A 24,807-nucleotide genomic window follows, 5' to 3' on the forward strand; every position below is an offset into this window, starting at 1 on the left:
GCACGATGCTAACCGAGACAGGGGCCCCGCCGATGCACGCTCGTCGATCGATCGGCCTCGCGTTCGCGCTCGCGAGCGCCGCGTCCTTCGGCATCTCCGGCATCCTCGCCTCGTCGCTCCTCGACGCGGGGTGGACCTCCGGCGCCGTCACGACCGTGCGCATCTCCGGCGGCGCGCTCGTGCTGCTGGGCCCGACGCTGTGGCTGCTGCGCGGTCGGTGGGATGCGGTCGCCCGGTCGTGGAAGGAGGTGCTGGTGCTCGGCGTGCTCGCGATCGCGCTGTGCCAGCTCGCCTTCTTCAGCGCCGTCGCCTACATCCAGCCCTCGCTCGCGCTGCTCATCGAGTTCCTCGGCCCGGTGCTGCTCGTCTTCGCCACCTGGGCGGTCACGCGTCGCGCCCCGGCGTGGCTCACGCTCGCGGGCGCCGGGGTCGCGCTCGTCGGCCTCGCGCTCATCTCGGGCGTCGGCGGCGACGCGCTGCACCCGATCGGCGTGCTGCTCGCGCTCGGCTCGGCGATCGGCAACGCGGCCTACTGGGTCGTCGCGTCGAAGCCCGACTCCGAGCTGCACCCCATCGCGCTCGCGGGGCTCGGCATGGTCGTCGGCGCCGTCGTGCTCGGCGCCGCGTCGCTCACGGGGCTGCTGCCGTTCGAGGCGAACGCCGAGCCGGTGGTGCTCGCGGGTGCGATGGTGCCGATGTGGGTCGTCGTCGCGCTCGTCGTGCTCGTCTCGACCGCTGCCGCGTACGTGCTCGGCATCCTCGGCGGACGCCGGCTCGGCGCGACCCTCGCGAGCTTCGTCGGCTACTCCGAGACGATGTTCGCGATCGTCTGGACCGCGCTGCTGCTGTGGATCCTGCCGACCCCGCCGCAGCTGCTCGGCGCCGCCGCGATCATCGCGGGCGTCGTGCTCGTGCGACTCGGGCAGAGCGGCCGCTCGCGCGCGGCGCGATCGCCGAACGTGGTGGAGGGGGTCCCGGCGCCGTAGCGCGCGGCCTCGAGCGGTCACTTCCGCGCGTGAGGGGTCACTTCCGCGCGTGAGGGGTCACTTCCGCGCGTGAGGGGTCAGCTCGCGGAGCTCGGTCTCGGTACGCCGCCTTCGGCGGCTACTCGACCTGTAGCGCTCCGGGCTCAACGCCCTTCGGGCATTGAGTCCTCCGCGCTACACCTTCCGCAGCAGCACCGAGCGGATCGTGTGGTCGTCGTCCTTCCGCAGCACGAGGTCGGCGCGCGAGCGCGTCGGCAGGATGTGCTCGACGAGGTTCGGGCCGTTGATCGAGTCCCAGATGTCCGACGAGTACGCGCGCGCCTGCGCATCCGTCATGTCCGCGAAGCGGTGGAAGTACGACTGCGGGTCCTGGAACGCGGTCGCCTTGAGCGTGAAGAAGCGCTCGATGTACCACTCCCGGATCGCACGCGTGCGCGCATCCACGTAGACCGAGAAGTCGAAGAGGTCGGAGACCGCGAGGTGCGAGCCCGTCGGCGGCGGCTGCAGCACGTTGAGCCCCTCGACGATGAGGATGTCGGGGCGCCGCACCACGATCTGCTCGCCCGGCACGATGTCGTACGACAGGTGCGAGTACACGGGCGCGCGCACCTCGGCCTCGCCCGACTTCACGCGAGTGATGAACTGCAGCAGCGCGCGCCGGTCGTACGACTCGGGGAAGCCCTTGCGGCCCATGATCCCGCGCTGCTCGAGCACGCGGTTGGGGTGCAGGAAGCCGTCGGTCGTCACGAGGTCGACGCGCAGCTCGCCCTGCCAGCGGCCGAGCAGCTCCTTGAGCAGCCGCGCGGTCGTCGACTTGCCGACCGCGACGGAGCCGGCGACGCCGAGCACGAAGGGGGTCGGATGCGTCGGCGCGCCCAGGAACTCCGTCGTCTCGCGGTGCAGGCGGGCGGCCGAGTCGCGGTAGAGGCTGATGAGCTTCGACAGCGGCAGGTAGACCTCGGCCACCTCGCGCAGCTCGAGCCGGTCGCCCGTGCCGCGGATGCGCCGCACCTCGGCCTCGGTGAGCGGGTCGGGCACGTGGGGCGCGAGCCTCGCCCAATCGGCGCGGTCGATCTCGACGAACGGCGAGCTGATCGGGTGCGACATCGAGCGTGACTCTACCGCCGGTAGGATCGAGGGCATGTGTGGAATCGTCGGATACACGGGTGAGCGCGGCACGGTCGATGTGCTGCTCGAGGGGCTGTCGCGGCTCGAGTACCGGGGCTACGACAGCGCCGGGGTGTCCGTCATCGACGGCGGGCGCATCGCGCTGCGCAAGAAGGGCGGCAAGCTCGCGGTGCTGCGCGAGAGCCTCGAGGACGCGCCGCTGCCCGCGTCGGCGACCGGCATCGGCCACACGCGGTGGGCGACGCACGGCGGCCCGACCGACGAGAACGCGCACCCGCACATCGGTGACGACGGTCGGCTCTCGCTCATCCACAACGGCATCATCGAGAACTTCGCCGAGCTCCGCGCAGAGCTCGAGGCGGCGGGCGAGGCCTTCGCGAGCGAGACCGACACCGAGGCCGCCGCGAAGCTGCTCGGCCGCGCCTACCGCGAGACCGGCGACCTGACGACGGCGATGCGGCAGGTCGTGGGGCGACTGCACGGCCAGTTCACGCTGCTCGCGATGCACGCCGAGCAGCCCGGCGTCGTCGTCGGCGCCTCGCACAACTCGCCGCTGCTCGTCGGCTACGGCGACGGGGAGCACTTCCTCGGCAGCGACGTCAGCGCGTTCGTGAAGTTCACGCCCAACGCGGCCGCCCTCGACAACGACCAGATCGTCACGATCACCAAGGACAGCGCATCCGTCACCGACTTCGACGGCAACGCCGTCGAGCCCAAGCGCTTCGAGGTGAGCTGGGACGCCTCGGCCGCCGACAAGGGCGGCTGGAACTCGTTCATGGCGAAGGAGATCTCGGAGGGCCCCGAGGCCGTCGAGAACACCATGCGCGGCCGCCTCGCCGACTCGCGCGTCGAGCTCGACCTCGGTGCGCTCGACGACGAGGTGCTGCGCTCGATCGACCGCATCGTGATCGTCGCGTGCGGCACCGCGAACTACTCGGGCCTCGTCGGCAAGTACGCGATCGAGACCTGGGCGCGGGTGCCGGTCGAGGTCGACCTCGCGCACGAGTTCCGCTACCGCGACCCCGTGCTCGACGAGCGCACGCTCGTCATCTCGATCTCGCAGTCGGGCGAGACGATGGACACGAAGATGGCCGTGCAGCACGCGAAGGCGCAGGGCGCGCGCACGCTGTCGATCTGCAACACGCAGGGCGCGACGATCCCGCGCGAGTCGGAGGCGGTGCTCTACACGCACGCCGGCCCCGAGGTCGCGGTCGCGTCGACGAAGGCCTTCCTCGCGCAGGTCATCGGCCAGCTGCTGTTCGGCCTGCACCTCGCGCGCGTGCGCGGCACGATGGCCGACGAGGCCATCGCCGAGGTCGTCGCCGAGATGCGCGAGCTGCCGGCCGAGCTGCGCCAGGTGCTCGCCGAGCAGGAGGCGGTGCACGAGCTCGCGCACTGGATGGCCGACAGCCGCTCGGTGCTCTTCCTCGGCCGCCACGTGGGCTACCCCGTCGCCCTCGAGGGCGCGCTCAAGCTCAAGGAGATCAGCTACATCCACGCCGAGGGCTTCGCCGGCGGCGAGCTCAAGCACGGCCCGATCGCGCTCATCGAGCCCGGCCAGGTCGTCTTCGTCGTGGTGCCGAGCCCGCGCAACGAGCCGCTGCTGCACTCGAAGATCGTCTCGAACATCCAGGAGATCCGCGCGCGCGGTGCCCGCGTGATCGCGGTCGCCGAGGCCGGCGATGCCGCAGTGCTGCCGTACGCCGACGTCGTGCTGCGCGTGCCGCTCACGCTGCCGATGCTCGAGCCGGTGCTGCAGGTCGTGCCGCTGCACATCTTCGCGCTCGAGCTCGCGACCGCGAAGGGCCTCGACGTCGACCAGCCGCGCAACCTCGCGAAGTCCGTCACCGTCGAGTGACCCGCGGCAGCTGAACGGGGCCGGATGAGCGGGGGCGGCTCGTGATCGTGGGGCTCGGCGTCGACGTCGTCGACGTCGCTCGCTTCGAGCGCGCCGTCACCCGCACGCCGGCGCTCAAGCCGCGGCTGTTCGCGCCCGAGGAGCTCGTGCGCGCCGACGGGCAGGAGCGCGGGCTCCACTCGCTCGCGGCGCGCTTCGCCGCGAAGGAGGCCGCGTTCAAGGCGCTCGGTGCGCACGCCGGGATGCGCTGGATCGACCTCGTCGTCGTGCAGGCGGCCGACGGCGACCCCCAGCTCGAGGTGCGGGGCACCGCGGCCGCGCAGGCCGCGTCGATCGGCGCCCGCCGGCTGCACCTCTCGATGAGCCATGACGGCGGCGTCGCGACCGCGACCGTCATCGCGGAGGACTGATGCGCGTCGAGGTCGACGCCGTGGTGATCGCGGCGAACGTGCGCGTGCTCGCGGCGCGCGTCGGCGTGCCGGTGCTCGGCGTCGTGAAGGCCGAGGGCTACGGGCACGGCGCGCTCGTCTCGGCGCGCGCGATGCTCGAGGGCGGCGCGGCGATGCTCGGGGTCGTCGACCTCGCCGAGGCCGTCGCGCTGCGCGACGCGGGCATCGAGGCGCCGCTGCTCGCGTGGCTCCACGGGCCGCGCACCGACTTCCGCATCGCCGCGCGCCGCGGCATCGAGGTCGCGGTGTCGTCGATCGCGCAGCTCGAGGCGGCCGCCGACGCCGGCGCGACCATCCACCTCAAGGTCGACACGGGCCTCGGCCGCAACGGCGTCGCGCGCGGCGACCGCGCCGCGGCCCTCGCCCGCGCGACGGAGCTCGTCCGCGGGGGCGCCCGGGTGCGCGGGCTCATGTCGCACCTCGCGGGCTCGAGCCGCGACGCCGACCTCGCGCAGGTCGCCGACTTCGCGTCGGCCGCGGCCGACGCCGAGCCCCTCGCGCTCGAGCTGCGGCACCTCGCGGCCTCCGCGGCCGCGCTCGCCCTGCCCGAGGCGCGCTTCGACATGGTGCGCCTCGGCATGGCCGCCTACGGCGTCGACCCGGCCGGCCCCGGCGATGGCGGCGGCGCGGCTGCGGCGGCGCTCGGCCTCCGACCCGCGATGCGCGTGACCGCGAGGTTCCAGGGCGGCGTCGCGGAAGGCGGGCTCGATGCGGGCCTGCTGCCCGCGATCGGCGCCCCGGTGCAGGTGGGCGACCAGCCCGCGCGCGTCGCGGAGGTCACCGCCGGCGCGCTCCGCATCGAACCGCCGCTCACGGGCGCGGGCGTGCTCTTCGGCGACCCCGCGGCGGGCGAGCCGAGCGCCGACGCGTGGGCGGTCGCGGCCGGCACCATCACGTACGAAGTCGTGACGCGGATGGGTTCGCTCGCCCTCGGCGCGCACGGCACGGCCGCGGATCCCGCGCTCGCGCCGCGGCGAGCGCTCGAGCTCGGGCTCGACGGGACGCCACGGCGGCTCCTCGGCGAGCTCGTCGGCGTCAAGCGCGTCGAGGCGGGCCTCGGCGTCTCCTACGGCGGCGAGCACGTGACCGAGCGGCCGACGACGCTCGCGCTCGTCGGGCTCGGCTACGCCGACGGCGTCACGCGCGCCGCGACCGGCCGGCCCGTGCTGCTCCGCGGTGGCGCGCAGCCCATCCGCGGGCGCGTCGCGATGGACCAGGTGGTGCTCGACATCGGTGACCGCCTCGCGGCCGTCGGCGACGCCGTCTCGCTCGAGCACGCATCCGCGCCCGAGCTCACCGGCATGCTCGGCCCGCGCGTCGCGGTCGAGCTCGCGGGCGACGTGCCCGACGCCGACGCGATGGAGCTGCTCGGCGAGCGCATCGGGCGGAGCCTCGTGGCGGGCGACGCGGTGCTGCTCATCGGGCCGCTCGGCGCGGGCAAGACGACGCTCACGCGCGGCATCGGCCGTGCGCTCGGCGCGCGCGGCACGGTGCAGAGCCCCACCTTCGTCATCGCCCGCACGCACCGCACGGCCGCCGGGCCCGACCTCCAGCACGTCGACGCCTACCGGCTCGGCGGCGACGCGGGCAGCGAGGCGCAGCTCGACGACCTCGACCTCGACCTCGACGGCGCGATCACGGTCGCGGAGTGGGGCGCGCCCCTCGAGCACGCGCTCGACTCGTGGCTGCGGGTCGAGATCGAGCGGCCGGAGGCCGGCCCGGAGGAGGACGACATGGACGACGAGGCGGATGCGCCGCGGCACGTGCGGCTGAGCGGCCACGGCCCGGCGTGGGACGCCGCGCGGCTGCGCGCGCTCGCGCTCGAGGGAGCGGCGCGATGATCCTCGCGATCGACACCTCGCTCGGCACCGCGGTCGCGGTGCTCGACGGCGACGAGCTCGTCTTCGAGGAGCGCTCCGACGACCGGCGCGGGCACGCGGAGCGGCTCGGGCCCATGCTCGAGCGCGCGCTCGAGGGGCGCAGGGCCCAGATCGAGCTCGTCGTCGCCGGCATGGGGCCGGGCGCGTTCACGGGGCTGCGGGTCGGCATCGCCGCCGCCCGCGCGACGGCCATGGGGCTCGGCGTGCCGTGCCTCGGCGTCGCGAGCCACCTCGGCGCGACGACGGGCGACGCGCAGGTCACGACCGACGTGCGCCGTCGCGAGCGCGCGTGGAGCGTCATCGCGAGCGGCGCCGTCGTCGAGGGCCCGCACCTCGCGCCCGCCGACGCCGTCCCCGCGCCCGCGGGAGAGCACGCGGGACTCCCGCGCGTCGACGCAGAGGCGATCGACGCGGGTCTGCTCGCGCGCGCCGCCGCACGCGGCGCGGGGGAGGTGACGGAGGCGCTCTACCTCCGCGAGGCCGACGCCGTCCCGTCGGCAGGCCCGAAGCGGGTGTCGCAGTGACCGCCGCCGACGAGTCCGCCGCGGCCGTGCGCATCCGCACCGCCGACGCCGACGACCTCGACGCGATCATGGCCCTCGAGCGCGCCTCCTTCGGCCCGAGCGCGTGGGAGGCCGAGACGATGCGGCACGAGATCGCGAGCGAGTGGGGCCGCTACCTCGCGGCGGTCGACGCCGAGGGGCGGCTCGTCGGCTACGCGGGCCTCCGCGCCGTGGGCGTCGAGGGCGACGTGCAGACGATCGCCGTCGCGGACGACGCGCGCGGCCGCGGCATCGGGCGTGCCCTGCTCGCCGAGCTGCTCGCCGAGGCCGAGCGCCGCGGCGTGCAGGAGCTCTTCCTCGAGGTGCGCGCCGACAACCCCGTCGCGCGCGGCCTCTACGAGTCGGTCGGCTTCCGCGAGATCGGGGTGCGGCCGCGCTACTACCAGCCGGAGGACGTGGATGCCGTGGTGATGAAGCGGGAGGCGCGATGAGCGAGCGCGCACCGGTCGTGCTCGGCATCGAGTCGAGCTGCGACGAGACCGGCGTCGGCATCGTGCGCGGTACGGAGCTGCTCGCGAACCGCATCGCGTCGTCGATGGAGCTGCACGCGCGCTTCGGCGGCGTCGTGCCCGAGATCGCGGCACGCGCGCACCTCGAGCAGATGCAGCCGACGATCCTCGCGGCGCTCGATGACGCATCCATGACGCTCGACGACATCGACGCGATCGCCGTGACGGCCGGGCCGGGCCTCGCGGGCGCCCTCATGGTCGGCATCGGTGCGGCGAAGGGCCTCGCGACCGCGCGGGAGCTGCCGCTCTACGGCGTCAACCACCTCGTCGGCCACGTCGCCGCCGACGTGCTCTCGGGCGAGCCGCTCGAGCTGCCGACCGTCGCGCTGCTCGTCTCGGGCGGGCACACGTCGCTCCTGCTCGTGCGCGACCTCGCGGGCGACGTCGAGCTGCTCGGCGAGACGATCGACGACGCGGCGGGGGAAGCCTTCGACAAGACCGCGCGCCTGCTCGGCCTCAGCTACCCCGGCGGACCCTCGATCGACGCGGCCGCCGTCGGCGGCGACCCGGAGGCGATCCGGTTCCCGCGCGGCCTCACGGCCCCGAAGGACCGGCAGCGGCACCGCTTCGACTTCTCGTTCTCGGGGCTCAAGACGGCCGTCGCGCGGCACGTCGAGCGCGCGGACGCGGCGGGGGAGGCGCTGCCGATCGCCGATGTCGCGGCGAGCTTCCGCGAGGCGGTCGTCGACGTGCTCGTGACGAAGGCGCTCGACGCGTGCGCCGAGCTCGGCATCCCGCGACTGCTGCTCGGCGGCGGCGTGGTCGCGAACCGCCGGCTGCGCGAGGTCGCCGCGGAGCGCGCGGCCGCGCACGGCGTCGAGCTGCGCATCCCGCCGCTCGAGCTGTGCACCGACAACGGCGCGATGATCGCCGCCGTCGGCGCGATGCTCGTCGCGCGCGGCGACGCCCCGAGCCCTGCAGGCTTCGCGGCCGAGTCGACGCTCGACGCGAGCACGGTGCAGGTCTGAGCCCGCAGCAGGTCGCCGATGCGCCGCACAGGCGCGACTGGCAGGATCGGTGCCGAGACGGAGGAGGCGCAGCATGAGCCAGGCCACGTGGCAGCAGCAGGGGTGGGGTGCCCCGCAGCCCGCCCAGCCCGCTCCGGGACCGCAGTCGACGGCGTGGAGCGCGCCGACGCATCCGGGACCGACGACGAGCACCCTCGCGGTGCTCGCGATCATCGCGGCCGCGTGCGGCGCGACGGTGCTGCCGATCATCGGCTCGCTCGCGGCGATCGTCATGGGCGCGATCGCGCTCGGGCGCATCAAGCGCACCGGTGAGGACGGCCGGCTGCTCGCGATCTGGGCCATCATCCTCGGCGCCGTGACGATCGTGGCGATGCTCTCGGCGACCATCACCGGCATCGCGATGATCGTGCAGCTCGCCGAGCAGGTGCAGCCGGGCCTCTAGGCGATACCGTGATCACGCGCATCCGCGCGCGTGCCAAGGAGGAGCCCCGTGACCGACCAGTTCTCGCAGGCCGACGACCGATTCCGTCGCCCCGACCAGGAGGGCGCCGAGCCACAGGCCGGTGAGCAGCCCGCCGCGGACTTCGGCCAGCAGTCGGCGCAGCCGGCCTACGACCCGCAGCCCGACGCCCCCGCGTACGGACCGCAGGACTCGGGCTCCGGCCAGCCGCCCGCGTACGGGCAGCAGCCGTCGTTCGGCGACCAGGGGCAGGCCTTCTCGCAGCCGGCATTCGACCAGCAGGCAGCGCAGGGCGAGGCCGCGTACGGCCAGTCGGCTCCCGCGTCGGGATACGGGCAGCAGCCCTACGGCGAGCAGCAGCCTGGCTACGGCCAGCAGCAGCCCTACGGCGGCGCGCCGGCCTACGGGCAGCAGCCCGCGTACGGCCAGCAGCCGGCGTATGGCCAGCAGCCCGCCTACGGCGGCGACTCGACCGCCTACGGCCAGGCTCCCGCCTACGGCCAGGCTCCCGCCTACGGCCAGGCTCCCGCCTACGGCGACGCCGCCGGCGGCTACGCGCCCGCCGCCTACGCCGCCGCGCCCGGCGAGAAGAAGCTCAACGGCATCACCGTGTGGGCGCTCGTGCTCTCGGGCCTCGGCCTGCTGCTCTCGTTCGTCTTCGGACTCGGCTTCCTGCCCGCGCTCGTCGGCGCGATCCTCGGCTTCGTCGCCATCCGCAAGAACCCTGAGGGCCGCCCGTGGCCGCTCGTCGCGGGGATCGTCGGCGCCGTCGCGGTCGTGATCTCGATCATCGTCGGCGTCGTCAACGCCATCCGCCTCGCGCAGTGGATCGAGTACTACTCGATCATGGGCGGTTGACCGAGCCGGCTCTCCCGCGGCCGGCGGCCGGCGCCCGCCGGCTGAGCGACCTCACGTGGGTCGCGCTCATCGTGTCGGGCCTCGGCCTCGCGCTCGCGTTCATGAGCGGGGCCGGGCTCCCGATCGCCGCCGGTGGCACCGTCTGCGCGCTCTTCGCCCTCCGGCGGCGCCCGGAAGACAGCCCGTGGCCCTACGTCGCGGTCGCGACCGGCTCGATCGGCACGGTGCTCGCGCTCATCCTCGCGATCGTCACCGCGGTCGAGTGGCTGCCGCGGCTGCCGGAGCTCCTCGTCGGCTGACCGATGCGGCGTCAAACGCGGTCGGCGAGGATCGCGCGGTGGCGCCCGCCCACGCGCGTCGCGATGAGCGTGGCCCGCTCGTCGCCCTTGAGCTTCAGCCGCTTCCGGAGGGCCGCGGGGTCGACGTCCGCGCCGCGCTTCTTGATCTCGAGCTCGCCGATGCCGAGCTCGCGCAGCCGCTGCGCGATCCGCCGCTCGTCGAGCGGGAGCGTCTCGCGCACGCGGAACGCCTGCGCGAGCGGCGTCTCGACGAGCGCGTCGCCCGTGAGGTACGCGATGCCGTCGCTGACGCTCCTCGCGCCCAGCCGGTCGGCGAGCGTGCCGATGAGCTCGGCGCGGATGACGGAGCCCGCCGGCTCGAAGAGCCATTCGCCGAGCTCCCCTGGCTCCGGATGCGTCGGCGCACCGACGAGCTCCTCCGCCACGCCGTCGCCGAGCACGAGCGCGCTGCGCGGCGCGGCGGGACGGGCGAGGGCGCCGGTCCACACGACCGCCTCGACGGTCTCGAGGCCGTCGGTGACCCACTGCTGCTCGGCGTCGGGAGGCAGCAGCGCGCGGTCGATGCCCGGTGCGAGCTTGACGCCCGCCGGCTGCGCGGCAGCGCGCTCGAAGACCCGGTCGAGCGAGGGCGACCAGTCGGCCGGGTCGCGCAGCCGGCTCGCGCCGTCGCGCCGCGCGGGGTCGAACCAGAGCGCCTGGGCGTCCGTGGGCGTCTCGAGGGCGTCGCCGTGCACGACGGTCGCCTGCCACGCCGCGAGGTTGAAGGCGGCGATCGCGGCCGTCACCTCGTCGCGCTCCACCGCAGTGACCTCGAGCCCGAGGGTCGCGAACGCGAGCGCGTCGGCGCCGATCCCGCATCCGAGGTCGGCGACCGAGACCATGCCGGCCGAGCGCATCCGGCCCGCGTGGTGAGCGGCGACGCGCAGCCGTGTCGCCTGCTCGAGCCCCGCTTCGGTGAAGAGCATCCCATCGGCGAACTCGCCGAACTTCGCCCGCGCCCGACGGCGCAGCCTCGCTTGCGTCAGCACCGTCGCGACGAGCAGCGGGTCGTGGCCCTCCGCACGCAGCCGCGCGACCTCGCGCACGACCTCGCCGCCGTCGAGGCCCGCGCCCGTGCGGTCGAGCAGCGCGAGGCCCTCCTTCGACAGCAGGAGTCGCAGCGCATCGGCGTCCATCGCACTCATCCAACACCACCGATCGCCCGCGAACCTCCCGCGATTGGCACTCATGTTGACCGAGTGCCAACTCTCCGCCTAGTCTTGGAGCGGCGCCCGGCATGACCGGGCGCGCCCCAGAGTCTGACAAGAAAGAGGCAACCGTGTCGGTTTCCATCAAGCCGCTCGAGGACCGCATCGTCATCAAGCAGGTCGAGGCAGAGACGACCACTGCAAGCGGTCTCGTCATCCCTGACACCGCCAAGGAGAAGCCCCAGGAGGGCGAGGTCGTGGCGGTCGGCCCCGGCCGCATCGACGACAACGGCAACCGCGTGCCGATCGACGTGAGCGTCGGCGACAAGGTGCTCTACTCGAAGTACGGCGGCACCGAGGTCAAGTTCGGCGCCGACGAGTACCTCGTCCTCTCGGCTCGCGACGTGCTCGCGATCGTCGAGCGCTGAGCCAGGACTGACGCAGCGGCGGCGCCCCTTCGGGGGCGCCGCCTTCGCGATTGAAGGGGACGATGCCCGAGCAGCGCACCACCGGCGTCTGGTATGCCGTCTTCGCCTACGCCTTCTGGGGCGTCGTGCCCGTCTACCTGCAGCTCACGAAGGGCATCGACGGCTTCGAGCTCATCGGCTGGCGGGTGCTCGCCTCCGTCGCGGTCGGCTTCGGCCTCGTCGCGATGACGCGCGGCTGGGTGCGCCTGCGCGCGATCCTCTCCAACCGGCGCGACACCTGGACGCTCGTGCTCGCGGGCCACGCGGTGCTCGTCAACTGGACGGCCTTCATCGTCGCCGTGCTCTCCGACAAGGTGCTCGAGACGAGCCTCGGCTACTTCCTCAACCCGCTCGTCTCGGTCGTGCTCGCGGTGCTCTTCCTCGGCGAGCGCCTGCGCCCCGCGCAGTGGGTCGCGGTCGGCCTCGGCGCCGTGGGCGTGCTCGTCATGGTCATCGGCTACGGCGAGGTGCCGTGGTTCGGCCTCACGGTCGCGCTGTCGTTCGGCGTGTACGGCCTGATCAAGAAGCGCGTCGGGGGATCGGTGGATGCGCTCTCGGGCTTCACGATCGAGACCACGGCCGTGGTCCCCGCCTCCCTCGTCATGCTCGCCGTCGCGGTGAGCATCAACGGGGTGACGGTCGGCGCAGCCGGTGCGACCGGCATCTGGGCGACGGTCGGCCTCGGCCTCGTGACGGCCCTGCCGCTGCTCGCCTTCTCGGCGGCCGCCCGGCGCATCTCGCTCACCGCCCTCGCCTTCACGCAGTACCTCGCGCCCATCATCTCCTTCCTCTTCGGTGCCTTCGTCATGCTCGAGCCCATGCCGCTCGAGCGCTGGATCGGCTTCGCGCTCGTCTGGCTCTCGCTCGTGCTCGTCTCGGTCGACCTCGTCGTCGGGCGGTTCCGCCGGCCACGCCCCTTACCGCCCGCAGCCTGATCGCCGCTCAGCGGCGGCCGAGGACTCACCGTGCCCCGGCGCAAGCGGGGTCGCTTGCGCCAAGACCGTTACCAGGACGTAACGCGAATGCGCGGAATTCGGCGCGATGCTCGCCTACTGTGGTGCAAACGCGCGCGCTAGCGCGTCCCACGCAATTGAGGAGCACAATGCAGTCCTTCCTTCGCACCAAGGGGCCCAAGCCCCGGCGCTTCGCGGCGCTCGGCGCCGCGACCGCCGGCGTGCTGCTGCTCGCCGCATGTTCCGGCGGGGGCGGCGGCGCCGCCACGCCGTCGGGCTCGGCCGGACCCGAGGGCAACGGCGAGGTCGACACGGAGTTCGTGGTCGGCACGATCCTGCCCCAGACGGGCAACCTCGCCTTCCTCGGCCCGCCCGAGTTCGCGGGCGTCGACCTCGCGGCAGCCGACCTCGAGGCCGCCGGCTTCGAGTTCACCGTCGACGTGCAGCACCGCGACTCTGGCGACACGACGACCGACATCGCGACCGCCTCGGCGGGCGAGCTGATCTCGGCCGGCGCGGACATCGTCGTGGGCGCGGCGTCGTCTGGCGTCTCGTTCACGTTCATCGACCAGCTCATCGACGCGGGCGTCGTGCAGATCTCGCCGGCGAACACCTCGCCCGACTTCTCGGATTACCCCGACGACGGGTTCTACTGGCGTACCGCCCCCTCCGACGTGCTGCAGGGCCGAGTGCTCGGCAACCTCATGACGGGCGACGGCGCGGCGAGCGTCGGCTTCATCACGATCAACGATCCGTACGGCACCGGTCTGCAGGAGAACGCGGCCGCGGCGGTCGAGGCCGCCGGCGGCACCGTAACGGGCAGCGTCCTCTACAACCCGGGCGACACGAACTTCACCACGCAGGTGCAGGAGATCATGGCGGGCCAGCCCGACGCGATCGCCATCATCGCCTTCGCCGAGACGGCGCAGATCGTGCCGGAGCTCGTGACGCAGGGCTTCCCGGCCTCGGGCATGTACTTCGTCGACGGCAACCTGTCGAACGACTACAACTTCCCCGAGGGCACGCTCGACGGCGCGAAGGGCACGCTCCCCGGCAACCCCGCCGACGAGACGTTCCGCGACCGCCTCCTCGAGCAGGACCCCAACCTGCAGGACTTCTCGTACGGCCCCGAGTCGTACGACGCGGTCATCCTCGCGGCCCTCGCGGCCGCGCAGGGCGGCAGTGCCGACGCCGAGACCATCCGCGACAACCTGCAGTCGGTCTCCGAGGGCGGCACGAAGTGCACCGACGTCGCGGAGTGCCTGCAGCTGATCGCCGACGGCGAGGACATCGACTACGACGGCCCCTCGGGCCCGATCGAGTTCGACGAGAACGGCGACCCGACCGAGGCGTACATCGGCATCTACCAGTACGGTGCCGACAACCAGTACACCTTCCTGAACGCGGAGTTCGGCTCGCTCAACGAGTGACCTGACGCGCACCGAGAGGGCCCCGCTGCGGCGGGGCCCTCTTCGTGCTCGCAGGTGCCGTGCGGTCCTCGAGCGCATGCGCGAGGATGCTGTCATGGCGGAGGACGGCGCGTGGGCATGGATCGACGCGGAGCGGCAGGCGCTCGCCGACGACCTCGCGGGCCTGGACGACGCGCGCTGGTCGACGCCGTCGCTGTGCGCGGGGCTCTCGGTGCGGGAGGTGCTCGCTCACCTGACGGTCAGCGGCGCGGTCTCGCGCGCGCGATGGCTCGTCGGCGTGCTGCGCGCGCGGTTCGACTTCGACCGGCAGGTCGACGACCGGCTGCGGGAGCAGCTGGGCGAGACGCCCGCCGTCACGCTCGCGCGCTTCCGCGCCACGATCGGCAGCCGCGTCTCGCCCCCGCTGCCGCGCCTGGCGCTGCTCGGCGAGGTCGTCGTGCACGGCGAGGACATCCGGCGTCCCCTCGGCATCGCGCGAGCGCATCCACCGGAGGTGCTCGCGGCGCTCCTGCGCTACTACGCGGGCACCGACCTCGTGGTCGTCGCCAAGCGGCGCGTGCGCGGCCTGCGCCTCGAGGCGGCCGACGTCGACGTGGCGATCGGGGAGGGCGACGTCGTGCGCGGCAGCGCGCTCGCGCTGATCATGGCGATGACCGGCCGCGCGGCGCTCCTGCCGGAGCTCGACGGGCCCGGGCTCCCCCTGCTCGCGGCGCGCTCGGCCTGACGTCGGCCCCGTGGCGACGGCGAGGGCCCCGCAGCTCGCGCAGCGGGGCCCTCGTCGCATCCCGGGTCAGGGCGCCTTCGGGTCCTCCGTGACCACCGGGGGAGCGGTCGTCGTGGCCACGTCGGGCGTCGGCTCGACCGTCGCCTGCGACGACGTGCGCGCCTTCTCCTCGACGTCGGTCGCGAGCGTGCCGAGGTAGAGCTGGATGACCTTGGGGTCGTTGAGCATCTCGCGGCCGGTGCCGGTGTAGGCGTCCTTGCCCTGGTCGAGCACGTAGGCGCGGTGCGCGATCTGCAGGCAGCGCCGCGCGTTCTGCTCGACCATGACGATCGTGACGCCGTGGCTGTTGATCTCGGCGACCCGCAGGAACGTCTCGTCCTGGCGCACGGGGCTCAAGCCAGCGCTCGGCTCGTCGAGCAGCAGCACCGCGGGGTCCATCATGAGCGCGCGGCCCATCGCGACCATCTGGCGCTCACCGCCCGAGAGGCTGCCCGCGCGCTGCTTGCGCCGCTTCACGAGCTCCGGGAAGAGCGCGCCGACGAACTCGAAGCGCTCCTTGAACATCTTCGGCTCCTGGAAGAGCCCCATCTCGAGGTTCTCCTCGATCGTGAGCGAGGGGAACACGTTGTTGTTCTGCGGCACCATGCCGACGCCCTTGCTCACGAGCTTGTCGGCCTTGAGCCCGGTGATGTCGTCGCCGTTGAGCAGCACCGACCCCTCGCGGATGTTCACCTGGCCGAAGACGGCCTTGAGCAGCGTCGACTTGCCGGCGCCGTTCGGTCCGATGATGCCGATGAGGTCGCCCTGGTTGGCGACGATCGAGCAGCCGTTGAGGATGTTGACGCCCGGCAGGTAGCCGGCCACCAGCTCCTTCGTCTCGAGCACCGGGGTGGTCGTCGCACCGGTCGCGGTCATCGCTGGCCCTCCTCGTCGTCGGCGGCCGTGACCCGCGTCGCGCCGCCCGTGCGGGTCTCGGAGTCGGTCGCGGATGCCTCCGGGTCGACCGGCACCTCCTCCTCGGCCGCTTCGTGGATCTGGGCGACCTGCTGGTTCGTCAGGGTGCCCAGGTCGGTGTCGTGGTGCGCGCCGAGGTAGGCGTCGACGACGGCCTGATTCTGCATGATCGTCTCGGGCGGGCCTTCGGCGACGACCTTCCCCTCGGCCATCACGATCACCCAGTCGGAGATGTGGCGCACCATGTGCATGTCGTGCTCGACGAAGAGCACGGTCATGCCCTCGGCCTTGAGCCCCTTGACGTGGTCGAGCAGCGACTGCGTCAGCGCCGGGTTGACGCCGGCCATCGGCTCGTCGAGCATGACGAGGCTCGGCTCGCTCATGAGCGCGCGCGCCATCTCGAGCAGCTTGCGCTGCCCGCCCGAGAGCGACGCGGCGTAGTCCTCGCGCTTCGCGTCGAGCTTGAAGCGGGCGAGGAGCGCGTCGGCGCGCTCGGTGTTCGCCTGCTCCTGCTTGGCCCACAGCGGCTTGAGCAGCGCCGCGAAGATGCCCTCGCCGCGCTGGTCGCGCGCGCCGAGCAGCATGTTCTGGAGCACCGTCAGGCGGCCGAGCGACTTCGTGAGCTGGAACGTGCGCACCATTCCGCGCCGGGCGACCTTGTGGCTCGGCACGTGCGCGAGCGACTGGCCCTCGAACGACCACGAGCCCTTGTTGGGCCGGTCGAAGCCCGTGAGCAGGTTGAAGAACGTCGTCTTCCCCGCACCGTTCGGACCGATGAGCGCCGTGATCATGCCGCGGGGGATCTCGACGTGTGCGACGTCGACGGCCGTGAGGCCGCCGAACTGGCGCACGACGCCGTCGGCGACGACGATCGGGTCGACCTTCTTGCAGCCCGGGCCGACCTCTCCGTCGACGAGCGGGTGCGTGGTGGGAGGCGTGGTCGTGTCAGACATTGAACGACAGCTCCTTCTTGTTGCCGAGGATGCCCTGTGGTCTGAAGATCACCAGGACCATCAGTGCGATGCCGATGAGCACGAACCGGATCTGCCCAGCCTGCGAGCCCGACATGTCGCCGAACACCCCCATGCCGTGGAGCAGGTTGATGACGCCGCCCGTGAACGAGAGCAGCACCCAGAAGAGGATCGAGCCGAGCAGCGGCCCGAACACGGTCGCGGCGCCGCCGAGCAGCAGCGCCGTCCAGATGTAGAACGTCATCGTGGTGGCGAAGTTGTCGGGCTGCACGGCTCGAGGCAGCACGAACATCACGCCGGCGACGGCGCCGAGCACGCCGCCGAGCACGAGCGCCTGCATCTTGTAGCCGTAGACGTTCTTGCCGAGCGAGCGCACCGCATCCTCGTCCTCGCGGATGCCCTTGATGACGCGGCCCCAGGGGCTCCGCATGAGGAGCCAGACGAGCACGAGCGCGACGATCACGAGCGACCACGCGACGATGCGCACCCACGTGTCGTACGCGGTGGCCGTCCACGGTCCGAACCCGTAGGTGGTGCCGGTGAGCGGGTTCATCGCGTCGAAGTCGCCCTTGTAGTCCGCGCCGCGGAGGCCCTGCGAGCCGCCCGTGATGGCGGTGAGATCTTGCGTGCGGACCGAGAAGCGGATGATCTCGGCCGCCGCGATCGTCACGATCGCGAGGTAGTCGCCGCGCAGCCGCAGCGTCGGGATGCCGAGGATGAGGGCGAAGACCACCGCAGCGACGATCGCGACGAGCACGGCCGCGATGAACGACAGCCACACCGGCCAGCCGAGCGTCGCCGTCGGGTCGACCATCATCGTGAAGATCGCGAACGCGTACGCGCCGATCGCCATGAAGCCCGCCTGGCCGAAGTTCAGCAGGCCGGAGTAGCCGAAGTGGACGTTGAGGCCGATCGTCGCGAGGGCGAAGGCGGCGGTGGTGGGCGAGAGGATCTCGCTGGCGGCGGAGTTGATGATGGAGAGGAAGTCCATGTCAGCCGATCCTTTCCCGTCGACCGAGGATGCCCTGCGGTCGGAGCAGCAGCACCAGGATGAGCACGAGCAGCGCGATGGCGTACCGCAGATCGGGTGCGATGAAGAGCGTCGAGATCTCGGTCACGAGGCCGATGATGATGGCGCCGACGAGCGCGCCGAACGCGCTGCCGAGGCCACCGAGGGTGACCGCCGCGAACAGCAGCAGCAGGATCGTGAAGCCGACGTCCCACTTGATGTTCGCGCCGATGAAGTAGGTGTAGAGGATGCCCGCACCACCGGTGAGGAGGCCGGCGAGCACCCACACGATGCGGATGACCTTGTCGACGTCGATGCCCGAGGCGGATGCGAGGCCCGCGTTGTCGCTCACGGCTCGCGTCGCCTTGCCGATGCGGGTGCGCGTGAGGAAGAGGCCGACGGCCACGAGCACGACGATCGCGATGACCGAGCTCACGACGCCGGACGTGCGCATGAGCACCGGGCCGATCTGCAGCACGTCGCCGCGCTCGACGGAGAGGCCGTACGTGCCGCCGCCGATGAGGAACTGGTAGAAGTAGCGCAGCGCGATCGAGAGCCCGATCGTCACGATGAGCACCTGCACGAGGCCGACGCGTCGCCGGCGGAGCGGCTTGAAGATGGCCCAGTCGTGCGCCCAGCCGAGCGCCGCCGAGGCGGCGAGCGTCACGATCACCGCGATCCACGCGGGCCAGTTCACGAGCGTCGTCGTGACGTAGAAGACGATGCCGCCGAAGGTCAGCAGCTCGCCGTGCGCGAAGTTGTTGACGCCCGTCGTGCCGAAGATGAGCGTGATGCCGATCGCGGCGAGCGCGAGCAGGAGGCCGAAGCTCAGTCCGGAGATGACGCGCGCGAGCAGCTGCGAGCCGAAGTCGTTCGAGCTCGAACCGGTGTCGGAGGTGCCGCCGGGCGTCTCGCCGTCTCCCGGCGCGGGCGCCTCGCCGCTGCCCGGGCTGCCGCTCGATCCGGTGCCCGGGTCAGTGCCGGGGCTTGCGCCCGTCGAGGGGCCGAAGGGGAACAGCACGCCGACCGCGGTCGAGCCGCCGACCTGGAACTCCCGGCTCTCGAAGCTGGGGTCGCGCAGGGTGAGACCCTCCGGCAGCGTCGACGTGTCGATCGACACCGTGTACGTGCCGGTCGACGGGACGCCGATGAGCCAGCGTCCATCGGCGCCCGTCGCCACGGTCTCGTCCACGCCGTTGCCGGTGACGGTGATCTCGACGCCCTCGACGGGCGTCTGCCCGTCACGGATGATGCCGTTGAAGTTGTAGGGGGATGCCTGCTCGGTCTGGGCGAGCGGCGCGGCGGCGACCGCGGTCGCACCACCAGCCACCATGCCCATGACGGCCAAGGCCACGGCGATCACTCGCCGCAGCCCGCGCCGTTGCGGTCTGCTGGACGTCTTCACATGTCCTCCATGCTGTGGGGCGACGAGTCCAGCAGGAATGCGGAACGCGGGATGCCCGTTACATCGGTGGTGTCACAGTAGCGGCGGCCGCGCCGCTTCTCGTCCACTTGAGCCGCTCCTCGGGCCAACTTCGCCGAGATGCCGCTGGACCGTAACCGAATCGATACGATGAGAGCGATGGAGATGCGCAACCCGTTCGGGCCGATCGGCCTCACCTACGACGACGTCATGCTGCTGCCGGGCCGGACGGATGTGATCCCGAGCGAGGCCGACACCGGCACGCGGCTCTCGCGCCGCATCCGCCTCGGCATCCCGCTCGTCTCGAGCGCGATGGACACCGTGACCGAGGACCGCATGGCGATCGCCATGGCGCGCCAGGGCGGGCTCGGCATCATCCACCGCAACCTCTCGATCGCCGACCAGGCGGCGATGGTCGATCGCGTGAAGCGCTCGGAGTCGGGGATGATCACGGATCCCGTGACGACGCATCCGGACGCCACGATCGAGGAGGTCGACCGCGTCTGCGGCGAGTTCAAGGTCTCGGGGCTCCCGGTCGTCGACGAGGCGGGCGTGCTCGTCGGCATCGTGACGAACCGCGACATGCGCTTCGTGCCGCGCGACGAGTTCGCGACGACGCTCGTGCGCGACATCATGACCCCATCGCCGCTCAAGACCGCGCCGATCGGCATCTCGCGCGAGGACGCCTTCCAGATCTTCCAGCAGACGAAGCTCGAGAAGCTGCCGCTCGTCGACGAGGACGGCCGCCTCGGCGGGCTCATCACCGTCAAGGACTTCGACAAGGTCGAGCAGTACCCGAACGCGACGAAGGATCCGCAGGGCCGCCTTCGCGTGGGCGCCGCGATCGGCTTCTTCGGCGACGCGTTCGAGCGGGCCGAGGCGCTCGCGGAGGCGGGCGTCGACGTCATCGTGGTCGACACCGCGAACGGCGAGAGCCAGGGCGTGCTCGACATGGTGGCGAAGCTCAAGGGTGACAGCCGCTTCGACGACATCGACATCATCGGCGGCAACGTCGCGACCTACGAGGGTGCGGCGGCGCTCATCGCCGCGGGCGTCGATGCCGTGAAGGTCGGAGTCGGGCCGGGCTCGATCTGCACGACGCGCGTCGTCTCGGGCGTGGGCGTACCGCAGGTCTCGGCCATCTACGACGCCGCGCGCGCCGCGCACGATGCGGGCACCGACATCCCGATCATCGCCGACGGCGGTCTGCAGTACTCGGGCGACATCGCGAAGGCGCTCGTCGCCGGCGGCTCGTCGGTCATGCTCGGCTCGCTCCTCGCGGGCACGAACGAGAGCCCCGGCGACCTCGTGCTCGTGAACGGCAAGCAGTACAAGACCTACCGCGGCATGGGCTCGCTCGGCGCGATGCAGACGCGCGGCAAGAAGACCTCCTACTCGCGCGACCGCTACTTCCAGGCCGACGTGCCGAGCGACGAGCAGCTCATCGCCGAGGGCATCGAGGGGCAAGTGCCCTACCGCGGCCCGCTCGGCTCGGTCGCCTACCAGCTCGTCGGGGGCCTGCGGCAGTCGATGTTCTACACCGGCGCGCGCACGATCGACGAGCTCAAGGAGAAGGGCCGCTTCGTGCAGATCACCGCGGCGGGGCTCAAGGAGTCGCACCCGCACGACATCCAGATGGTCGTCGAGGCGCCGAACTACCGCCGCTGACCGCTCCTCGAGCGTGACTGGGGCGGCTGCGCCCGACCGGGGCCGGCGCGCCCGGCCCGGTCGGGCGCAGCCGCCCCGCTCGGCGCGCCTCACCAGCCGGGCAGCAGCACCGAGCTCACGGGGATGTGCGCGCGCTCGAGCAGCGGGCGCAGCAGCGCGGGGCGGAACGCGTGCTCCCACATCCAGTGCAACGTGTCGATGTGCTCTCGCAGCGCGTCCTCACGCCGCTTCTCGGCGATCACGGCATCGACCGGCTGCATGCCGTTGGCTTCAGCGATCACGCCGTACTTCCACGCGCCGTCGAACTCGCCGCCGAGCGGTCGCATCCCCGGTCGCTCCCAGAGGAAGTCGGGGAAGCGCGGGCCGAGCCGCGTCATGACGCGCACCTGCAGCTGCGGCGGGGGCGCTCCGAGCCGGTGGATGGCGACGCGGCTCCACGACTCGCCCACCGACTGGCACAGCGGGTCGGCGAAGCGGATCACCCACTCGGCGCGGCGCCGGCCGCGCGGTCCCTGGCGACCCAGGGCATCCGTCACCGCCGCCTTCGTGACGATGTCGCGCCGGAGGGCTTCGTCGAGCGCGCTCACCGCGTCGCCCTGCCGCCCGACGCGTGCGAGGTGCGCGAGCGCGTAGGCGGGGGTGCAGCGGGCGATGCCGTCCTCGACGAGGATGTCGTCGTCGTCGACCGCGGCCCGCGTGCTGGCGACGCCGCTGCGGCGGCCCGTCGCGCCGAGGTCGCCGATGACGTGCACCGCGTCCGGCCTGCCGTGCGGAAGGTCGGCGAGGGCGAGCGCGGACTCGCGCGCGAAGACCGCGCCGGGGCGTGCGAGCGCGACCGCGCGCACCTGGACGAGGTGGCGCCGATCTTGCGGCAGTGCCGCGAATGCGGCGGCGTCGACGTACGCACCGCGGCGGACGCGTTGGAGGTCGGCCACACGTCGGAGCCGCTGCGGCTCGCCCGGCTGCAGGGTGAGGATGTCGACGGTCACGGCCGCACCCTGGCGCATCGAACGGGTGGCGGCTCCCGGCGGCCGGCGCACTGTGGACAGCGACGGAGTGGAGAGCGACGCTCGCGCATCGGCGCCCTGCCCGCCGGTCAACCGATGATGCTCGCCGACCGGGGCTCGCCCGCCCGACAGGGGCGGGCGCGCCGGCCCCTGTCGGGCGCACCCGCACCAGCGGAGCGACGGGCGACCGCCAAGGGCTTGTGTTCGTACGAAGACGCGATATATCGTGTGGCGCACGACGCGCTATATCGCGTTTACGAGACCCGGCGAAGGAGCCACAGATGGACGAGCAGTTCGAGAGCGGCGACACCAGGCCGCGCAGCGCATCCGGTGCATCGGCGTCCGGCGCCGACCGGATCGTGGAGGAGTGGGTCGTGCGCGAGGGCGAGAGCCGCGTCATCGACCTCGACGAGGTGCGGGCGCTGCGCGTCGGCATCGTCGGTGGCAGCGTCGACATCGTCGCGCACGACGAGGCGACCGCCCGCGTCGAGGTGCACCGCGTCGAGGGGCGCGACCTCACGGTCAAGCTCGAGCACGGCAGGCTGTCGATCGCGCACCCGCGCGTGAGCTGGGACGACGTCTGGCAGTCGGTCAAGGCGCTCGTCGGCGTGCGCGCGAAGGTCGAGCTCTCGATCCTCGTGCCCCGCGACGCAACCCTCTCGCTCGGCCAGGTGAGCGCATCCGCCCTCGTCTCGGGCCTCCGCTCGACCGCGACGCTCAGCACCGTGTCGGGGCAGCTGCAGGTCGAGTCGCACGAGGGCGAGCTCGAGCTCAACACCGTCTCGGGCGACATCGAGGTGTCGGGCGGCAGCGGTCGCCTGTCGGTCAACGGCGTCTCGGCGGATGTCACGGCGAGCGGCGCGCTCGAGGAGGTGGGCGTCGACACCGTGAGCGGCGACGTGCTGCTCGACGTGCACGGCTCGCCACGCTCGATCTCGGTCAACACCGTCTCGGCCGACGTGACGCTGCGCCTCGACGCCGGTCAGGGCGTGCGAGCGACGACGCGCACCGTCTCTGGCGCCGGCTCGATCGCCGGTCACTCGCTCCCGCGTCGCGGCGGCACCGAGACGCTCGACGGCACGAACCTCTTCGGCTTCACCGCGAACACCGTCTCGGGCGACGTCACGGTCGTGCGGAGGGACGCGTGAGCCCCGCCGTCTTCGGCCACGGCGCGCTGCGGCTCTACCTGCTGAGCCTCCTGGCCGAGGCGCCCCGCCACGGCTACGAGCTCATGCAGGCGCTCGAGCAGCGCTTCGGCGGCACCTACTCGCCCTCCGCCGGCACGATCTACCCGCGGCTCGCGAAGCTCGAGGAGGAGGGGCTGCTGACGAAGACCGTCGACGGCCGCAAGACCACCTACTCGATCACCGACGCCGGCCGCGCCGAGCTCGGCGACCGCGAGGCCGAGCTGCGCGACCTCGAGACCGAGATCACCGACTCGGTGCGGCGGATGGCCTCCGACGTCCGAGCGGGCGTGAAGAGCGCGATGCAGGCCCTCCGTGCCGACCTCGCGGCGGCCGAGCGCGACCCGCGCGAGCCGCGACCGAGCGCGCCGCACGGGCCCGACGCATCCGCACCCGTGCCCGACGCCCCGCTGGCGCGCGAGGCGCCCCACGTGCCCGCGCCGCCGGACGCGCCCGAGGAGCACGTCTCGAACCAGTGGCGCACGCCGCAGCCCGAGTCCGACGGGCGGGCGGATGCGTCGCACCCGGCCGAGCGGGCTGCGGCCCGCATGGCGGTGCACGACGTCGACCTCGCGCTCGGCGAGTTCCGCCAGCAGGTGCGCGCGGCGGTCCGCGCCGACCGGGGAGAGCGGATGACGACCGAGCGGGCCGCGACCGTGCGGCGCGAGCTCGAGGCGGCACTGCTGCGCATCAAGAGCGAGCTCGCGGGCTGAGCGTCGCTCGGCGACCCCGGGATAGGCTGGGGGCGTGACGGAGATCGAGATCGGCCGCAGCAAGCGCGCCCGCATGGGCTACGGCTTCGACGACATCAGCATCGTGCCGTCGCGCCGCACGCGCGACAGCGACCTCGTCTCGCTCCAGTGGCAGATCGACGCGTTCCGCTTCGAGATCCCCGTGCTCGGCGCGCCGACCGACTCGGTCATGAGCCCCGCGACCGCGATCGCGCTCGGTCGCGCCGGCGGCCTCGGCGTGCTCAACCTCGAGGGCGTCTGGACGCGCTACGAGGACCCCGAGCCGCTGCTCGCCGAGATCGCGCACCTGCCGGCCGACCTCGCGACGAGCCGCATGCGCGAGATCTACGCCGAGCCGATCAAGCCCGAGCTCATCCGCGACCGCATCGCGCAGATCCGCGACGCGGGCGTCGTCGTCGCCGGCAGCCTCAGCCCGCAAGCCGTGCAGCAGCACTACGAGGCGGTGCTCGCGGCGGGCGTCGAGCTCATGGTCATCCGCGGCGCGACCGTCTCGGCCGAGCACGTCTCGGCCGACGCCGGCGCGCCCCTCAACCTCAAGCGCTTCATCTACGAGCTCGACGTGCCGGTCGTGGTCGGCGGCGTCGTCACCTACACGGCCGCGCTGCACCTCATGCGCACCGGGGCCGCGGGCGTGCTCGTCGGCTTCGGCGGCGGGGCCGCGTCGACGAGCGAGCGAGTGCTCGGCGTCGCCGCGCCCATGGCGACCGCGGTGAGCGACGTCGCCGCCGCGCGCCGCGACTACCTCGACGAGTCGGGCGGCCGCTACGTGCACGTCATCGCCGACGGCTCGCTCGGCACCTCCGGGCAGATCGTCAAGGCGCTCGCGTGCGGCGCCGACGCCGTCATGCTCGGCACCGCGCTCGCGCGGGCGACGGATGCGCCGGGTCGCGGCTGGCACTGGGGCCCGGAGGCGCACAACCAGAAGCTGCCGCGCGGCAACCGCGTGCAGGTCGACCAGGTCGGCCCGCTCGACGTCGTGCTGAACGGGCCGTCGCCCGTCGCGGACGGCACAGCCAACATCATGGGCGCCCTCAGGAAGGCCATGTCGACCACCGGCTATAAGGATCTCAAGGAGTTCCAGCGGATCGACGTGGTGCTGGAGGCCAACCCGCAGCGCTAA

Annotated in this window: 25 protein-coding genes; 18 read left to right on the top strand and 7 right to left on the bottom strand. The window is 72.7% G+C overall.

What is annotated here, in order from left to right; translation table 11 throughout:
* The first annotated feature begins 5 nt into the window (after window positions 1-5).
* A complete protein-coding gene (locus ACP7BI_RS04450) occupies window positions 6-986 on the top strand; it encodes an EamA family transporter (protein WP_425844075.1) in 981 nt (326 codons plus the stop codon).
* A gap of 174 nt (window positions 987-1,160) precedes the next feature.
* Here the strand turns inward: ACP7BI_RS04450 and coaA are convergent, their stop codons facing one another.
* On the bottom strand, window positions 1,161-2,093 hold the full coding sequence (gene coaA, locus ACP7BI_RS04455; protein ID WP_425843994.1) for a type I pantothenate kinase: 933 nt from the start codon (window positions 2,091-2,093) through the stop codon (window positions 1,161-1,163).
* Window positions 2,094-2,127: 34 nt separating this feature from the next.
* Between coaA and glmS the strand changes: the two genes are divergently transcribed.
* From glmS to ACP7BI_RS04500, 9 genes are all read left to right on the top strand, one after another.
* On the top strand, window positions 2,128-3,972 hold the full coding sequence (gene glmS, locus ACP7BI_RS04460; RefSeq protein WP_425843995.1) for a glutamine--fructose-6-phosphate transaminase (isomerizing): 1,845 nt from the start codon (window positions 2,128-2,130) through the stop codon (window positions 3,970-3,972).
* A gap of 41 nt (window positions 3,973-4,013) precedes the next feature.
* Window positions 4,014-4,382 carry a holo-ACP synthase gene (locus ACP7BI_RS04465; RefSeq protein ID WP_425843996.1) on the top strand — a complete coding sequence of 123 codons (369 nt, stop codon included), beginning with the start codon at window positions 4,014-4,016 and terminating at the stop codon, window positions 4,380-4,382.
* Complete coding sequence (gene tsaE / locus ACP7BI_RS04470; protein ID WP_425843998.1) at window positions 4,382-6,262, top strand: tRNA (adenosine(37)-N6)-threonylcarbamoyltransferase complex ATPase subunit type 1 TsaE; 1,881 nt, start codon at window positions 4,382-4,384, stop codon at window positions 6,260-6,262. The genes ACP7BI_RS04465 and tsaE overlap by 1 nt, the downstream gene beginning before the upstream one ends.
* On the top strand, window positions 6,259-6,825 hold the full coding sequence (gene tsaB, locus ACP7BI_RS04475; RefSeq protein ID WP_425843999.1) for a tRNA (adenosine(37)-N6)-threonylcarbamoyltransferase complex dimerization subunit type 1 TsaB: 567 nt from the start codon (window positions 6,259-6,261) through the stop codon (window positions 6,823-6,825). The genes tsaE and tsaB overlap by 4 nt, the downstream gene beginning before the upstream one ends.
* Window positions 6,822-7,295 carry a ribosomal protein S18-alanine N-acetyltransferase gene (rimI, locus tag ACP7BI_RS04480; protein WP_425844000.1) on the top strand — a complete coding sequence of 158 codons (474 nt, stop codon included), beginning with the start codon at window positions 6,822-6,824 and terminating at the stop codon, window positions 7,293-7,295. Before tsaB ends, rimI begins: the two co-directional genes overlap by 4 nt.
* Window positions 7,292-8,341 (top strand): tRNA (adenosine(37)-N6)-threonylcarbamoyltransferase complex transferase subunit TsaD, encoded by a 1,050-nt coding sequence (gene tsaD / locus ACP7BI_RS04485; RefSeq protein WP_425844001.1) that lies wholly within the window; start codon window positions 7,292-7,294, stop codon window positions 8,339-8,341. The genes rimI and tsaD overlap by 4 nt, the downstream gene beginning before the upstream one ends.
* A 73-nt stretch (window positions 8,342-8,414) precedes the next feature.
* Window positions 8,415-8,783: a DUF4190 domain-containing protein gene (locus tag ACP7BI_RS04490; RefSeq protein ID WP_425844002.1), complete on the top strand. Its 369-nt coding sequence runs from the start codon at window positions 8,415-8,417 to the stop codon at window positions 8,781-8,783.
* 48 nt (window positions 8,784-8,831) lie between these two features.
* Window positions 8,832-9,659, top strand: a complete 828-nt coding sequence (locus ACP7BI_RS04495; RefSeq protein ID WP_425844003.1) for a hypothetical protein — start codon at window positions 8,832-8,834, stop codon at window positions 9,657-9,659.
* Window positions 9,656-9,958, top strand: coding sequence for a hypothetical protein (locus ACP7BI_RS04500; RefSeq protein ID WP_425844005.1), 303 nt, complete (start codon window positions 9,656-9,658; stop codon window positions 9,956-9,958). The genes ACP7BI_RS04495 and ACP7BI_RS04500 overlap by 4 nt, the downstream gene beginning before the upstream one ends.
* 11 nt (window positions 9,959-9,969) lie before the next feature.
* Here the strand turns inward: ACP7BI_RS04500 and ACP7BI_RS04505 are convergent, their stop codons facing one another.
* Complete coding sequence (locus ACP7BI_RS04505; RefSeq protein WP_425844006.1) at window positions 9,970-11,133, bottom strand: THUMP-like domain-containing protein; 1,164 nt, start codon at window positions 11,131-11,133, stop codon at window positions 9,970-9,972.
* Between the two features lie 143 nt (window positions 11,134-11,276).
* On the opposite strand from ACP7BI_RS04505, the gene groES reads away from it, so the two are divergent.
* From groES to ACP7BI_RS04525, 4 genes are all read left to right on the top strand, one after another.
* A complete protein-coding gene (gene groES, locus ACP7BI_RS04510; RefSeq protein ID WP_211450405.1) occupies window positions 11,277-11,573 on the top strand; it encodes a co-chaperone GroES in 297 nt (98 codons plus the stop codon).
* A gap of 62 nt (window positions 11,574-11,635) precedes the next feature.
* Window positions 11,636-12,547 (top strand): EamA family transporter RarD, encoded by a 912-nt coding sequence (rarD, locus tag ACP7BI_RS04515; RefSeq protein WP_425844008.1) that lies wholly within the window; start codon window positions 11,636-11,638, stop codon window positions 12,545-12,547.
* A gap of 167 nt (window positions 12,548-12,714) precedes the next feature.
* A complete protein-coding gene (locus tag ACP7BI_RS04520) occupies window positions 12,715-13,995 on the top strand; it encodes an ABC transporter substrate-binding protein (RefSeq protein ID WP_425844010.1) in 1,281 nt (426 codons plus the stop codon).
* Between the two features lie 94 nt (window positions 13,996-14,089).
* Window positions 14,090-14,719 (top strand): maleylpyruvate isomerase family mycothiol-dependent enzyme, encoded by a 630-nt coding sequence (locus ACP7BI_RS04525; RefSeq protein WP_425844012.1) that lies wholly within the window; start codon window positions 14,090-14,092, stop codon window positions 14,717-14,719.
* Window positions 14,720-14,785: 66 nt separating this feature from the next.
* On the opposite strand, the gene ACP7BI_RS04530 is transcribed toward ACP7BI_RS04525, so the two are convergent.
* Genes ACP7BI_RS04530 through ACP7BI_RS04545 form a run of 4 tightly spaced genes read right to left on the bottom strand, consistent with a single transcriptional unit; the run spans window position 14,786 to window position 19,007 of the window.
* On the bottom strand, window positions 14,786-15,634 hold the full coding sequence (locus ACP7BI_RS04530) for an ABC transporter ATP-binding protein (RefSeq protein WP_425844014.1): 849 nt from the start codon (window positions 15,632-15,634) through the stop codon (window positions 14,786-14,788).
* The gene (locus ACP7BI_RS04535; RefSeq protein WP_425844016.1) at window positions 15,631-16,626 is read right to left on the bottom strand and encodes an ABC transporter ATP-binding protein; all 996 of its coding nucleotides are present in this window, start codon (window positions 16,624-16,626) and stop codon (window positions 15,631-15,633) included. The genes ACP7BI_RS04530 and ACP7BI_RS04535 overlap by 4 nt, the downstream gene beginning before the upstream one ends.
* Entirely contained in the window at window positions 16,619-17,635 is a 1,017-nt protein-coding gene (locus tag ACP7BI_RS04540) for a branched-chain amino acid ABC transporter permease (protein ID WP_211450400.1), read from the bottom strand. The genes ACP7BI_RS04535 and ACP7BI_RS04540 overlap by 8 nt, the downstream gene beginning before the upstream one ends.
* Before the next feature lies 1 nt (window position 17,636).
* On the bottom strand, window positions 17,637-19,007 hold the full coding sequence (locus tag ACP7BI_RS04545; RefSeq protein ID WP_425844018.1) for a branched-chain amino acid ABC transporter permease: 1,371 nt from the start codon (window positions 19,005-19,007) through the stop codon (window positions 17,637-17,639).
* 228 nt (window positions 19,008-19,235) lie between these two features.
* On the opposite strand from ACP7BI_RS04545, the gene guaB reads away from it, so the two are divergent.
* Window positions 19,236-20,744 (top strand): IMP dehydrogenase, encoded by a 1,509-nt coding sequence (guaB, locus tag ACP7BI_RS04550; protein ID WP_425844019.1) that lies wholly within the window; start codon window positions 19,236-19,238, stop codon window positions 20,742-20,744.
* An 89-nt stretch (window positions 20,745-20,833) separates the two neighbouring features.
* On the opposite strand, the gene ACP7BI_RS04555 is transcribed toward guaB, so the two are convergent.
* Window positions 20,834-21,733, bottom strand: coding sequence for a hypothetical protein (locus tag ACP7BI_RS04555; RefSeq protein ID WP_425844021.1), 900 nt, complete (start codon window positions 21,731-21,733; stop codon window positions 20,834-20,836).
* A gap of 299 nt (window positions 21,734-22,032) precedes the next feature.
* On the opposite strand from ACP7BI_RS04555, the gene ACP7BI_RS04560 reads away from it, so the two are divergent.
* The 3 genes from ACP7BI_RS04560 to ACP7BI_RS04570 are packed head-to-tail and all read left to right on the top strand — an operon-like array spanning window position 22,033 to window position 24,807.
* Window positions 22,033-22,899: a DUF4097 family beta strand repeat-containing protein gene (locus ACP7BI_RS04560; RefSeq protein WP_425844022.1), complete on the top strand. Its 867-nt coding sequence runs from the start codon at window positions 22,033-22,035 to the stop codon at window positions 22,897-22,899.
* Window positions 22,896-23,648, top strand: a complete 753-nt coding sequence (locus ACP7BI_RS04565; RefSeq protein ID WP_425844023.1) for a helix-turn-helix transcriptional regulator — start codon at window positions 22,896-22,898, stop codon at window positions 23,646-23,648. Before ACP7BI_RS04560 ends, ACP7BI_RS04565 begins: the two co-directional genes overlap by 4 nt.
* 34 nt (window positions 23,649-23,682) lie before the next feature.
* Entirely contained in the window at window positions 23,683-24,807 is a 1,125-nt protein-coding gene (locus tag ACP7BI_RS04570) for a GuaB3 family IMP dehydrogenase-related protein (RefSeq protein ID WP_425844024.1), read from the top strand.

This window comes from Agrococcus sp. TSP3-2-1 (assembly GCF_049897585.1).
In the GTDB taxonomy this organism is placed as follows: domain Bacteria; phylum Actinomycetota; class Actinomycetes; order Actinomycetales; family Microbacteriaceae; genus Agrococcus.